The following is a 13,056-nucleotide window of genomic DNA, read 5'->3' on the forward strand; positions in this document are numbered from 1 at the left end:
TCATTCGCCGGAAAGCACTTATGACCCAACTCGCTGACGCATCCAACCCCAACGTGCCCGTCGAAGCCCGGCGCCGCCGTACCTTCGCGGTAATTTCGCACCCCGATGCCGGAAAATCGACACTGACCGAGGCCCTGCTTCTGCACGCCAGGGCCATCAATCACGCCGGCGCCGTGCACGGCAAAGCCGGGCGCGGCGGCACCGTCTCCGACTGGATGGAGATGGAAAAGGCCCGAGGAATCTCCGTGACGAGCGCCGCCATCCAGTTCGAGTACGCCGATGCCGTCATCAACCTCGTCGACACTCCGGGGCACGCCGACTTCTCGGAAGACACCTTCCGGGTGCTGTCGGCCGTGGATGCAGCCGTGATGCTCGTTGACGCCAACAAGGGTCTCGAACCGCAGACCATGAAGCTTTTCGCCGTGTGCAAGCAGCGCGGCCTTCCGGTGATCACCGTCATTAATAAGTGGGACCGACCAGGGGCATCCCCCCTCGCCCTGATGGACGAGATTCAGAACCGCACCGGCCTGCTGCCCACGCCGTTGAACTGGCCGGTGGGCGAGGCCGGCAACCTGCGCGGCGTCATGGATCGTCGCTCCGGCGACTTCCTGCGCTTCACCCGCACTCCCGGCGGCGCAACCGCCGCCGTGTCGACCCGCCTGAGCGCGGCCGCAGCGGCGGACGAGGAGGGACTGGAGTGGGAGAACGCCACCGACGAGTCCGAACTTCTCGACGTGGAGGGCCAAAACCACGATTCGGAGCTGTTCCTGGCCGGCGACACCACGCCGGTCCTGTTCTGTGCCGCCGTGGCAAACTTCGGCGTGCAGCAACTGCTCGACACGCTCGTTGAATTTGCGCCCCCGGCCGAGGCCCGTCCCGACATTGAGGGCGTTCCCCGGCCCGTGGCCAGCGCATTCTCGGGCTTCGTCTTCAAGGTGCAGTCCGGTATGAATACGGCGCACCGAGACCACGTCGCTTACGTGCGCGTGTGCTCCGGCGAGTTTCGGCGCGGCATGATTGTGACACACGCCGCCACTGGTCGGCCGTTTGCCACGAAGTATGCGCAGCAGCTTTTTGGGCGGGAACGCACCGTGATCGACCAGGCGTGGCCCGGCGACATTGTCGGCCTGGTGAACGCGTCAGCACTGCGCGTGGGCGACTCGATCTTCGAAGACGAACCGGTGGAGTACCCGCCGCTGCCTCTGTTCTCCCCGGAGCATTTTCGCGCCATCCGCCCGGTTGACAGCAGCAAGCACAAGCAGTTCCGGCGCGGCATCGAACAGCTCGACCACGAAGGCGTCATCCAGGTGATGCGATCAGAGTTACGCGGCGAACAGGCCCCCGTGCTCGGCGCCGTCGGTCCGATGCAGTTCGAGGTCGTCGAAGACCGCATGGTGCACGATTTTCACGCCGACATTCGTATGGAGGCGCTTCCCTACCAAGTGGCCAGGCGCACAGACAAGGCCAGCGCCCTGCTGCTGGCACCCATGCGGCAGGTGGAGGTGTTCACGCGTTCCGACAACACCCTGCTCGCCCTGTTCAGCACTCCGTGGCGCCTGCAGGCGATTCACCGGGAGAACCCGGACCTCGTGCTCATCGACATTGCGAACGCCACGGTCGAGGACTTCCGCTAGGAGCGCTTCACGACGCGTAGGCTCCCCGCGCTCAACACACAAAGCCGGCCGCACCCCCGAGAGGTGCGGCCGGCTTTGTGTGTGGCGAGTGTCGCTTAGGCGTCGACAACCACTGCGGTGATCAGCGGGCTGCGACGGTACTTGCGCTGCATCCAACGGCTCACGGACGACGTGAAGAGTTCCTCGAGCTCGGCACCGTTGACAGTCTTAACCCGGTTGGCGACCTTCATGGCCTCGTCGATGACCTTGGTGGCGCCGCGAACCCACTCGTCATCGTGCACGAAGCCGCGAGCGAGGAATTCGACCGGCTCGGAGAGCAGGCCGGTCTTGGCGTTGAGAATTCCGAGGATCGTGATGGTTCCATCCTCGGCGAGGCGGCGACGGTCTTCCATTGCGGCTTCGGATGCGCCACCGACGGTCATACCGTCGACGAACACGTAGTCCGCAACGACACGGCCGGTGATCGAGGCACGGCCGTCGACCAGGTCGACGACGACGCCATCCTCGGCGATCAGGACGCGGTCCTCTTCAACACCGGTCTGCACGGCGAGTTCGGCGTTGGCCTTGAGGTGGCGCCATTCGCCGTGCACGGGCATGACGTTGGTGGGCTTGACGATGTTGTAGCAGTAGACGAGCTCGCCGGCGCTCGCGTGGCCGGAGACGTGCACCTTAGCGTTGCCCTTGTGCACGACGTTGGCGCCCCAGCGGGTGAGCCCGTTGATGACGCGGTAAATCGAGTTCTCGTTTCCGGGGATCAGCGAGCTCGCAAGCAGGACGGTGTCGCCCTCACCGATCTTGATGATGTGCTCACGGTTGGCCATGCGCGACAGGGCCGCCATGGGCTCTCCCTGCGAGCCGGTGCAGACGAGAACAACCTTGTCGTCCTTCATGCGCTCGAGGGCCTTCATGTCCACGATCAGGTTCTTGGGAACCTTGAGGTAGCCGAGCTCCGTGGCGATGCCCATGTTGCGAACCATGGAGCGGCCAACGAAGGCAACCTTGCGGTTGTGCTTCACGGCGGCGTCAATGACCTGCTGGATGCGGTGCACGTGGCTCGCGAAGCTCGAGACGATGATCCGGCGCTGCGAGGTGCGGAACACGGTGTCAATTGCCGGTCCAATGTCCTTCTCGGCGGTCGTGAATCCGGGAACCTCAGCGTTGGTCGAGTCGGTGAGGAACAGGTCGACGCCCTCTTCGGCCAGGCGCGCGAACGCACCGAGGTCGGTGAGGCGTTTGTCGAGCGGGAACTGGTCCATCTTGAAGTCGCCGGTGTGCAGCAGCAGGCCGGCCTCGGTGCGCACTGCGATGGCGAGCCCATCAGGGATGGAGTGGTTCACCGCGATGAACTCGAGGTCGAAGACGCCGACGGTGCGACGTTCGCCCTCCTTGACCTCGATGAAGTTCTGGCTGAGGCGGTGCTCCTGCAGCTTGGCCGCGAGGAACGCGAGGGTGAGCTTGGCGCCGATCACGGGGATGTCGCCGCGCTCCTTGAGGAGGTAGGGCACCGCGCCGATGTGGTCTTCGTGGCCGTGGGTGAGCACGATGGCCTCAATGTCCTGCAGGCGATCACGCAGAATACTGAAGTCGGGCAGGATCACGTTAATGCCGGGCTGGTTGTCCTCGGGGAAGAGAACACCGCAGTCGATGATAAGCAGCTTGCCCTTGTGTTCGAAGACGGTCATGTTGCGACCAATTTCGCCCAGGCCGCCGAGCGGAGTGATCCGCAGGCCGCGCGAGGGCAAAACCGGAGGGGCGGACAGGTCAAGGTCGTGAGTACTCATGAAACTCTTTTCTCTTGTGCGGTGTTGCAGGTCTCAGCATGAGGAGACGCAGGAATCCAGGGGTCTTTCACCGGGAAACCAGCGATGTGAGTCGCATGAAGTTCAACCGGATGCCTGGCCTGAGTCAGAAAAATGGCGGGCACGAAGCCGTGCGTTGTGCCACTAGCTCTTCCAGTGTACCGGGGCCGGGCAAACGCCCGCACCGGGCGCACGAACAGGAGGGCCCCGCCAACCGGCGGGGCCCTCCTGTTACGGCTGCTGCGAGTCAGGCCGCGCGGCGACCGAATGTGCTGCCGGTCGACGACACGTAGCCGCCCACCTGCTTCTGCTGGCCCTGGTGGGTGACATAGCCGGTGCCGACGGCAGCCCGGCGACCGGTGAGGCTGATGTAGCCGGTGGTCTCATCGGCGTGGAGGGTGTTGCGTGATACGTAGGAATTCATGGTGCTCCTTGTCTCTGCGGAAGCCGCACGAAGCCGGGGGCAGAAGAAACACGGGTGCTGTTCATACTCGAGGGGCTCGGACGGCGGGAAGTCTGCGCTGCGCCGCGCGGGCCGGGACGGCGGGCTCACAATCAGCCTCAATCGGTTCCGGGTGTGCGTCGACGTTACGTCACGTGTGGGAGATCGGCGCGGAAACGGGCCGATGGACAGGGTCTGCACAGCCGGTGCACAGGCCCGGGCGATGCGCTCGCAGTCGCCTCGCAGCGTCCTCGCAGCCGCGGATGGGGGTGCGGCGATAGCATCAAGACATGGACACGTCTTCTCTCTATGAGATCCCGCTCACACTCATTGACGGCACAGAGACCACGTTCGGCGAGTTTCGCGGTAAGACCGTTCTCGTCGTCAATGTGGCCTCGAAGTGCGGCTTCACCCCGCAGTACGCCGGCCTGGAGGCGCTGTACGAGAAGTACGCGACGGATGGTCTGGTTATTCTCGGCATGCCGAGCAACCAGTTCATGGGTCAGGAACCGGGCGGTGAAGACGACATTGCGGCCTTCTGCGGCCTGACCTACGGTGTGACGTTTCCCATGACGGCCAAGATCGCCGTGCGTGGGAAGGACCAGCATCCGCTGTTCACCGAACTGACCAAGTTCAAGCGCGGCCTGCTGCCCGGGCTGGTCAAATGGAACTTCGAGAAGTTTCTCGTGAACCCCGACGGTCAGGTTGTCGACCGATTCGCCTCGACGGTGGAACCACAGTCGACCGAGATCGTCACCGCGATCGAAAAGGTCATCGCCGCCGAGTCCGTCGCGTAGGCGACGCAGCGCGCGGGTCAGTTTCCGGCGCGCCGCACGACCGTTTCGGCGTGGCGCAGCACGGGGCCATCAATCATGCGGCCCTCGAATTGGAAGACGCCACGCTCGGTGGCGGCCGCCGCGAGCAGCGCCCGGGCGTGAGCGACGGCATCCGCTGTGGGCAGGTACGCCGCGCGGATGACGGCGACCTGGCTCGGGTGGATGCAGGCCGTGGCCCGGAACCCACACGCCACGGCGTCGGCGGCCTCTTCTGCCAGCCCGGCCGTGTCGGGGATGTCGAGGTACACGGAGTCGATGGCGGCCTTGCCCGCGGCGCCGGCAGCGAGCAGAACGGTACTGCGTGCGTGCCGGGCCACGTCGCGGTAGCGTCCCGAGGCGTCCCGGCTTGACGTGCCGCCGAGGGAGGCGATGAGGTCTTCGGCGCCCCACATCAGGGCGGCGACGTTGCTCGCCGCGGCCAGCACGGCCGCCCCCTGTACGCCGGCGGCCGTCTCGCACAGGGCGATGACCCGGTACGACGACAACGCCGCCATCTGCGTGGCCGTCTCCGCCTTCGCGACCATGACAAAGCGGTAGTCCGTGTGCTCCAGGGCGGACAGGTCGAGCGTGAAGTCCGGCGTTCCCACCGGGTTGACGCGCACGATGGTTCGTTCGGGGTCGAGCGGATGCTCGAGGAGAGCGGCTCTGGCGTCTCCCTTGGCCGCCGGCGACACGGCGTCTTCAAGGTCGATGATCACGGCGTCGGCGCGCTCGGCGGCCTTGGCAAAACGTTCGGGGCGGTCGGCCGGGCAGAACAGCAGGGCCGGGCCGAGCTCAAACGTCACGGTGCCGCATCCTTGCACCAGACCATGACCGTGCGTACCGCCGTGGCGACCACGTCGTTGTACTGGTTGCGGCCGGTGTGCGTGAGGGTGATGATGCCCTGGCCGGGACGCGACGCGGACATCCTCTTGCTCGTGACGATGGTCTCCGCGTAGAGGGTGTCGCCGTGGTGCATGGGGTGCGGGAACGTGACCTCGCTAAAGCCGAGATTGGCGACGATCGTACCCTGGGTCAGCTGGGCGACGGATGCCCCCACGAGCGTGGAGAGCGTCCACATGGAGTTCATCAGGCGCTCACCGAAGGGTTGGGTAGCGGCCCAGGCCGCATCGAGGTGCAGGCCCTGCGTGTTCATCGTCATCGTCGTGAACATGACGTTGTCGGCCTCGGTCGCGGTGCGTCCCGGGCGGTGCTGGTACCGCACCGTGAGATCGAATTCCTCGAAGAACAGCCCACGCTGCTCGACGGAGCGTCGTGCGTCCCTCATCGGATGGCCTCCGCCACGGTCAGGTCGACGGTGAGCGCGGCCCCGGTCGCGGCGATCACCTGCTCCACGGTGACGCCCGGCGCCGTCTCGCGCAGTACGAGTCCCTCCGGGAGAACCTCGATCACGGCGAGGTCGGTGATGATGAGATTCACGCAGCCGCGGCCGGTGAGGGGGAGGCTGCATTGCTGCACGATCTTGGGGTTACCGGACTTGTCGGTGTGCTCCATCATCACGATGAGACGCTTGGCCCCGAACACGAGGTCCATGGCGCCGCCCATCCCCTTGACCATCTTGCCCGGGACCATCCAGTTGGCGAGGTCGCCGTTGGCGGCCACTTCCATGGCACCGAGCACGGCAACGTCGACGTGACCGCCGCGCACCATGCCGAAGGACGATGCCGAGTCGAAGAAGGCCGCTCCCGTGTTCACCGTGACGGTTTCCTTGCCCGCGTTGATGAGGTCGGGGTCGATGTTCTCCTCGGTGGGGTACGGGCCGACACCGAGGATGCCGTTTTCGGAATGCAGCACGACCTCGATGTCGTCCGGAATGTAGTTCGGGATCAGGGTGGGCATGCCGATGCCCAGATTGACGTACTGACCGTTTTCGAGCTCGCCGGCAACGCGTGCCGCGAGTTCCTCGCGGGTGAGGCTCACTGGGTTCCTTCCTCGGTGGCCGGGGCGGCGGAGACGGTTCGGCGTTCGATCCGCTTCTCCACCTCGCCGACGACCACGACCCGCTGCACGAAGATGCCGGGGGTGTGAATACTGGCGGGATCGAGTTCGCCGGGTTCGACCAGCTGCTCCACCTGGGCAATGGTGATTTTGCCGGCCATGGCGGCCAGCGGGTTGAAGTTCGCGGCCGCAGCATGAAAGACCAGGTTGCCGTAACGGTCACCCTTGAGCGCGTGCACGAAGGCGAAGTCGGGCGTGACCGAGCGTTCCATCACGTAGTCGGCGCCATCGAAGGTGCGCACCTCCTTCGGCTCGGAGGCCTTCGCCACGGTGCCATCGGGGTGGTACCGCTGCGGCAGGCCGCCCTCGCTCACCTGCGTGCCCACTCCCGCCGGGGTGAAGAACGCCGGGATCCCCGCGCCGCCGGCGCGGAGCTTCTCGGCGAGTGTGCCCTGCGGGGTGAGTTCAACCTCAAGCTCGCCGGATAGGTACTGCCTCGCGAACTCCTTGTTCTCACCCACGTAGGAGCTGACCGTGCGGCGAATGCGGTGATCGGCGAGCAGCCGACCGAGCCCCCAGCCGTCGACACCGCAGTTGTTGCTGATGGTTTCGAGGTCGGTCGTTCCCTGCTCGTGGAGCGCTTCGATGAGCACCTCCGGGATACCGCAGAGCCCGAACCCGCCCACGGCAATGCTCGCGCCGTCTGGAATATCGGCCACCGCCTCTGCGGCGTTGCCAACAACTTTGTTAATCATTCAGTCTCCCGTTCGGCGTGCATCGACTGTGTGCTGCGGTGTGGAGCTGGCCGGGACTCTAGCCTGCGAAGCCCAGCGACCGGGAAATGACCATGAGCTGCACCTCGGTCGTGCCCTCGCCCAGTTCCAGGACCTTCGAATCACGATAGTGCCGCGCCACCGGATTCTCGTTCATGAAGCCGTATCCGCCGAAGATCTGCGTCGCGTCACGGGCATTGTCCATGGCCGCCTCGCTGCCCACCATCTTGGCGATGGAGGCCTCCATTTTGAACGGCTTGCCGTTGATCATTTTCAGGGCGGCGTCATAGTAGGCGAGGCGAGCGGTGTGCACGCGCGCCTGCATCCGCGCAATCTTGAATGCGATGTGCTGGTTCGAGCCGATGGAACGACCGAACACGTTGCGGCTGTTCGCGTAGCGGATGGACTCCTCCAGGCAGCCCTGGGCGGCTCCGGTGCACAGCGCGGCGAAGGCGATGCGGCCCTCGTCGAGGGTCTGCACGAAGTTGGCGAAGCCGCGGCCACGCTCACCGAGCAGGTTGGCCTCGGGAACGCGCACGTTCTCGAACAGGAGCGGGTGCGTGTCTGACGTGTGCCAGCCCACCTTGTCGTACGGCGGCAGCGCCGTGAACCCGGGGGTGGGCGTGGGCACGAGGATGGCGGTGAGTTCTTTCTTGATCGAACCGTCGGCGCGTGTGGACTCCCCCGTGACCGCGGTGACCGTGACGAGGCGGGTGATGTCGGAGCCCGAGTTGGTGATGAACTGCTTCGTACCGTTGATCACCCATTCGCCGCCGGCGAGTTCTGCGGTGGTTTTGGTGCCCGCGGCGTCTGAGCCGGCATCCGCCTCGGTGAGGCCGAACGCGGCGAGCGCCGACCCACTGGCGAGGCGGGGAACCCACTCTTCCTTCTGCGCCTCGGTGCCTCTGCGGTACACGGGCATGATGCCCAGGCCAACGCCGGCCTCAAGGGTCACGGCGATGCTCTGGTCGGCGCGCGCGAGCTGCTCAACGGCGAGGCAGAGGGCGAAGTAGTCCTTGCCCTGGCCGCCGTACTCCACCGGGAACGGCAGTCCGAACAGCCCCATGTCGCCCATCTGGGCGATGATGCCGTACGGCAGGCTGCGCTTCGTGTCGTACTCATACGCGGCGGGCGCCACGACAGTGTCGGCGAAGTCGCGTACCCGGTCACTCAAGGCCTGGTATTCGGGGGTGAGTTCGTAGCTCATTCTGTGGCTCCCTTGTCTGGAGTGTTGACTGGCGTAATGGTGGCGACGATCTGGTCGAGTTTGACGAGGTCGCCGGTTTTCACGTTCACGGTGACCCGCCCGGCGGCCTCGGCCACGAGTTTGTGTTCCATTTTCATGGCCTCGACCACGAGGATGGTCTGGCCGGCCTCGACGGCGTCTCCGCTGGCGGCGTTCACGGCGATCACCGTGCCGGGCATCGGCGAGCGCACGTCGGGGCTCACCGCTCCGGGTACCCGATCGCGGCTCAGCAGGTGTTCGGCGAGTTCTTCGGCGCGCGAGCGGTTTCGCAGCTCCATCTGGAAACCGTCGGCACCGATATGCAGTACGGCGCCGTGAAGGGCCACCTCGTACACCCGGGTGATGCCGCGGTAGTCCACGCTCATTGTTCCGTCGTGCCCGGCCGAGAGCCCGGCCGCTACCGGCGAACCATCGCCGACCGTCACGGATGCCCCGCCCGGCTCCCCCCTGACGCCAACGGAAACGGAGTCGGTCGCCGACACCCCCAGGCAGTAGCGGCTGGCCCGTGCCTCACCGAGCCGCCACCCGGTGGGGCGAGCCCACACGGCGTTCGCCTCCGCCGTGGTGGACGCGTTCAGTGCCCGCTCGTGCAGGAAGAGCGCGGCTGCGGCGAGCAGGTGATCGTCGGCACCGCGAAAGGCGAGGGTCGGCAGCCTCCGTTCGATCAGGCCCGTGTCGAGGTGACCCGCACGCACGTCTTCGTCCTGCAGCAACAGCCTCAGGTACTCGGTGTTGGTGTGCACGCCGAGCACCACGGTCTCGCCCAGTGCCCGGTCGAGCCGGGTGAGCGCCTCCAGCCGGGTGGGCGCCCAGGCGATCACCTTGGCGAGCATCGGGTCGTAGTGGGAGGCGATCTCGAGGCCGTCGGCCAGCGAACTGTCCACGCGGATGCCCGCGCCGCTCGGTTCGTGCAGCCGCAGCACCGTGCCCGTCGTGGGCAGAAAACCGCGTTCCGGGTTCTCGGCGTACACGCGGGCCTCCACGGCGTGGCCGGTGAGGTGCACGCCCGACTGCTCCACGGTGAGGGCCTCCCCCGCGGCGATGCGCACCTGCCAGTCCACGAGGTCGATACCGGTCACCATCTCGGTCACCGGATGCTCCACCTGCAGCCGGGTGTTCATCTCCATGAAGAAGAACTCGCCGGGCGCGGCATCGGAGACCAGGAACTCCACGGTGCCGGCGCCGCTGTAGCCCACGCTTCGGGCGGCGGCGCAGGCAGCCTCACCGATGCGGGCGCGAGTGGCGTCATCGAGAAGCGGCGAGGGCGCCTCCTCGATGACCTTCTGGTGGCGACGCTGCAGCGAGCATTCGCGCTCGCCGAGGTGGATGACGGCGCCGTGGTTATCGGCGAGCACCTGCACCTCGATGTGGCGGGGCGTGTTGATCAGGCGCTCGATCAGCAGCGTGTCGTCACCGAATGCCCTCTGCGCCACGCGCCTGGCGGTTTCGAGCGTCGCCGCGAGGTCTTCCTCGCGTTCGACGATGTGCATCCCCTTGCCGCCGCCGCCCGCCGAGGGTTTGATCAGCATTGGGTAGCCCACTCCACCGGCAGCCTCGATGAGCTGCTCATTGCTGAGACCCGGCTCATTGATGCCGGGAATGGTCGGTACGCCGTAACCGGCCACGTGGTTCTTCGAGCGAATCTTGTCGCCCATCATGTTGAGTGCGTGCACACTCGGTCCGATGAACACGATTCCCGCGTCGGCGCAGGCCTGGGCGAAGGACTGGTTCTCGCTCAGAAACCCGTAGCCGGGGTGTATCGCCTGGGATCCGCTCTTGGCAGCGGCGTCGAGAACGGACCGAACGTTGAGGTAGCTGTCGGCGGGGGCCGGGCCGCCGAGGCGCACTGCGGCATCCGCCAGTGACACGTGGCGGGCGTTGCGGTCGGCGTCGCTGTACACGGCAATGGAGCGGATGCCCCGCTCGCGCAGGGTGCGGATGATGCGGCACGCGATCTCACCGCGATTGGCGACGAGGACCGTGTCGAAATGGGTGGTCTGGGGCTCTGTCATGGTCTCACTCACATCCGGAAGAGGCCGAAGGCGGAGTCGCCCAGCGGCGCGGTGGCGCAGACGGACAGGGCGAGGCCGAGTACCGTGCGCGTGTCGGCGGGGTCGATGACGCCGTCGTCCCAGAGCCGGGCGGTGGAATAATACGGGCTGCCCTGCCGCTCGTAGGTGTCGAGGATCGGTTCCTTGAAGCTGGTTTCTTCGGCGGCCGACCACTCGTCGCCGGCGCCCTCGATCTGTTCGCGCTTCACGGTGGCGAGTACGGATGACGCCTGGGCGCCGCCCATCACCGAGATGCGGCTGCCCGGCCACATCCACAGGAACCGCGGGGAATAGGCCCGGCCGCACATGGAGTAGTTGCCGGCGCCGAAGGAGCCGCCGATGACGACGGTGAGCTTGGGAACGCGGGCGGTGGCGACGGCGGTGACCATTTTGGCACCGTTCTTGGCGATGCCGCCGGCCTCGTAGTCGCGGCCCACCATGAAGCCGGAGATGTTCTGCAGGAAGACGAGCGGGATGCCCCGCTGGTCGCAGAGCTCGATGAAGTGCGCACCCTTGAGCGCGGACTCGGAGAACAGAACGCCGTTGTTGGCGACGATGCCGACCGGGTGGCCGTGCAGATGCGCGAAACCGGTGATGAGGGTCGTGCCGTATTCCTTCTTGAACTCATGGAATTCGCTGCCGTCGACGAGGCGCGCAATCACCTCGTGCACGTCGTACTGGCCCTGCACGTCGGTGGGCACGGCCCCATACAGCTCGCCCTCGTCGGCGACGGGCGCGACGGTGGGGATCACATCCCACGGCGCCGTGGCCGGTCGGGGCAGGGTTGACACGATGTCGCGCACGATCTGCAGCGCATGCTCGTCGCTCTCGGCGAGGTGATCGGTGACGCCGGAGGTACGAGCGTGCAGGTCGCCGCCGCCGAGCTCTTCGGCGGTGACGATCTCACCGATCGCGGCTTTCACGAGCGGCGGCCCGCCGAGGAAGATGGTGCCCTGACCCCGCACGATCACGGTCTCGTCGCTCATGGCCGGCACGTAGGCCCCACCGGCGGTGCACGAGCCCATGACCGAGGCGATCTGTGGGATCTTGGCGGCGGACATGCGGGCCTGGTTGTAGAAGATGCGGCCGAAGTGGTCGCGGTCGGGAAAGACCTCGTCCTGCATCGGCAGGAAGGCGCCGCCGGAGTCGACGAGGTAGACGCAGGGCAGGCGGTTTTCGAGGGCGATCTCCTGGGCGCGCAGGTGCTTCTTCACCGTCATCGGGTAATACGTGCCGCCCTTGACGGTGGCGTCGTTGGAGATGACGAGCACGAAGCGTCCGTGCACGAGGCCGATCCCGGCGATCACGCCGGCGCCGGGGCTGTCCTCGTTGTAGAGGCCGGTCGCGGCGAGTGGGGCGATCTCGAGGAAGGGGCTGCCCTCATCGAGCAGCTGGTCGATGCGCTCCCGTGGAAGGAGTTTGCCGCGGGCCAGGTGGCGCTGCCGGGACTTTTCGGGGCCGCCGAGGGCGGCGCGGGCGAGGCGCGTCTTCAGGTCAACGACAAGCGCGCGCTGGGCGGCTTCGTTGGTCTGGAACGTCTGAGCAGTGGAGTCCAGCTGACTCGTGAGTGTCTCCATCGACATCTTCCCGTTGTGAACCCGGATGACCCGGATTCAAGTACAGTTAGTGTTCACTAACTGAAATTCAGGTTAGTCAGTATTAACTGGGATGTCCAGTCAGGGTAGTCATGGGAGAGAAGATGAGCGCAGCGGTCGAGTACCCCGCCACGCCCCGCAGCCAGGCCAAGGCCGATCGCCGCGAGGCCCTGCTCGGGGCCGCTGCAGCGCTTTTTGCCCGCTCGGGCTACAACGGGGCATCCATTGAAGATCTCGGAGCGGCGGTCGGTGTCAGCGGTCCGGCCGTGTACCGGCACTTCAGCGGCAAGCAGGCCGTTCTCGCCGCACTACTGGTGGGCGTGAGCGAACACCTCGTCGCCGGCGGCCAGGGCGTCGTCGACGAGGCAGCGAATGCCGGGGCAGCCCTCGGCGACCTGGTGCGGTTCCACATTGACTTCGCTCTCTCCAATCCCGACATCATTCGAGTGCAGGACCGGGACCTCGACAGCCTCGCCGACGAGGACCGACACCGCGTGCGTGCGCTGCAGCGCACCTATGTGGAACTCTGGGTGGGCGTGCTGCGCCGCGTGCACCCCGAGGTCAGCGAGACCCTGCTGCGCATTCGCGCCCATGCCACGTTCGGGCTGCTCAACTCGACTCCGCACAGCGCTCGCGCGTCGTCCCAGGTGGCCGTGCGCACCCTGCTCGAAGAAATGGCCCTCGCCGCCCTCGCCGCGCCCCGCTGCGGTGCGTAGCAACGGACTTTTTCGCAACACGCCGC

12 protein-coding genes are annotated in these 13,056 nt (G+C 66.4%); 3 read left to right on the top strand and 9 right to left on the bottom strand.

Annotated elements, in window-relative coordinates; genetic code table 11:
• Nucleotides 1–20: 20 nt before the first annotated feature.
• Complete coding sequence (locus tag EDD25_RS03450) at nt 21–1,634, top strand: peptide chain release factor 3 (RefSeq protein WP_134172039.1); 1,614 nt, start codon at nt 21–23, stop codon at nt 1,632–1,634.
• A gap of 95 nt (nt 1,635–1,729) precedes the next feature.
• Here EDD25_RS03450 and EDD25_RS03455 read toward each other — a convergent pair whose 3' ends face one another.
• Together EDD25_RS03455 and EDD25_RS17395 are read right to left on the bottom strand one after the other, a co-directional pair.
• Entirely contained in the window at nt 1,730–3,415 is a 1,686-nt protein-coding gene (locus EDD25_RS03455; protein ID WP_134172040.1) for a ribonuclease J, read from the bottom strand.
• Between the two features lie 265 nt (nt 3,416–3,680).
• A complete protein-coding gene (locus EDD25_RS17395; protein WP_166671185.1) occupies nt 3,681–3,857 on the bottom strand; it encodes a hypothetical protein in 177 nt (58 codons plus the stop codon).
• Nucleotides 3,858–4,165: 308 nt separating this feature from the next.
• Between EDD25_RS17395 and EDD25_RS03460 the strand changes: the two genes are divergently transcribed.
• On the top strand, nt 4,166–4,672 hold the full coding sequence (locus tag EDD25_RS03460) for a glutathione peroxidase (protein ID WP_134172041.1): 507 nt from the start codon (nt 4,166–4,168) through the stop codon (nt 4,670–4,672).
• A gap of 17 nt (nt 4,673–4,689) precedes the next feature.
• Here the strand turns inward: EDD25_RS03460 and EDD25_RS03465 are convergent, their stop codons facing one another.
• The 7 genes from EDD25_RS03465 to EDD25_RS03495 are packed head-to-tail and all read right to left on the bottom strand — an operon-like array spanning nt 4,690 to nt 12,296.
• Nucleotides 4,690–5,496, bottom strand: coding sequence for an HpcH/HpaI aldolase/citrate lyase family protein (locus EDD25_RS03465; RefSeq protein ID WP_134172042.1), 807 nt, complete (start codon nt 5,494–5,496; stop codon nt 4,690–4,692).
• Nucleotides 5,493–5,978: a MaoC family dehydratase gene (locus tag EDD25_RS03470; protein WP_134172043.1), complete on the bottom strand. Its 486-nt coding sequence runs from the start codon at nt 5,976–5,978 to the stop codon at nt 5,493–5,495. The genes EDD25_RS03465 and EDD25_RS03470 overlap by 4 nt, the downstream gene beginning before the upstream one ends.
• A complete protein-coding gene (locus tag EDD25_RS03475; protein ID WP_134172044.1) occupies nt 5,975–6,631 on the bottom strand; it encodes a CoA transferase subunit B in 657 nt (218 codons plus the stop codon). Before EDD25_RS03475 ends, EDD25_RS03470 begins: the two co-directional genes overlap by 4 nt.
• Complete coding sequence (locus EDD25_RS03480) at nt 6,628–7,404, bottom strand: CoA transferase subunit A (RefSeq protein ID WP_134172045.1); 777 nt, start codon at nt 7,402–7,404, stop codon at nt 6,628–6,630. The genes EDD25_RS03475 and EDD25_RS03480 overlap by 4 nt, the downstream gene beginning before the upstream one ends.
• Before the next feature lie 58 nt (nt 7,405–7,462).
• Nucleotides 7,463–8,629, bottom strand: a complete 1,167-nt coding sequence (locus EDD25_RS03485) for an acyl-CoA dehydrogenase family protein (RefSeq protein ID WP_134172046.1) — start codon at nt 8,627–8,629, stop codon at nt 7,463–7,465.
• Nucleotides 8,626–10,680, bottom strand: a complete 2,055-nt coding sequence (locus tag EDD25_RS03490; protein WP_134172047.1) for an ATP-binding protein — start codon at nt 10,678–10,680, stop codon at nt 8,626–8,628. The genes EDD25_RS03485 and EDD25_RS03490 overlap by 4 nt, the downstream gene beginning before the upstream one ends.
• A gap of 8 nt (nt 10,681–10,688) precedes the next feature.
• Nucleotides 10,689–12,296: a carboxyl transferase domain-containing protein gene (locus EDD25_RS03495; RefSeq protein WP_134175103.1), complete on the bottom strand. Its 1,608-nt coding sequence runs from the start codon at nt 12,294–12,296 to the stop codon at nt 10,689–10,691.
• A 122-nt stretch (nt 12,297–12,418) separates the two neighbouring features.
• Between EDD25_RS03495 and EDD25_RS03500 the strand changes: the two genes are divergently transcribed.
• A complete protein-coding gene (locus tag EDD25_RS03500; RefSeq protein WP_134172048.1) occupies nt 12,419–13,030 on the top strand; it encodes an SACE_7040 family transcriptional regulator in 612 nt (203 codons plus the stop codon).
• Nucleotides 13,031–13,056 lie beyond the last annotated feature (26 nt).

This window comes from Cryobacterium psychrophilum (assembly GCF_004365915.1).
Taxonomy (GTDB): domain Bacteria; phylum Actinomycetota; class Actinomycetes; order Actinomycetales; family Microbacteriaceae; genus Cryobacterium; species Cryobacterium psychrophilum.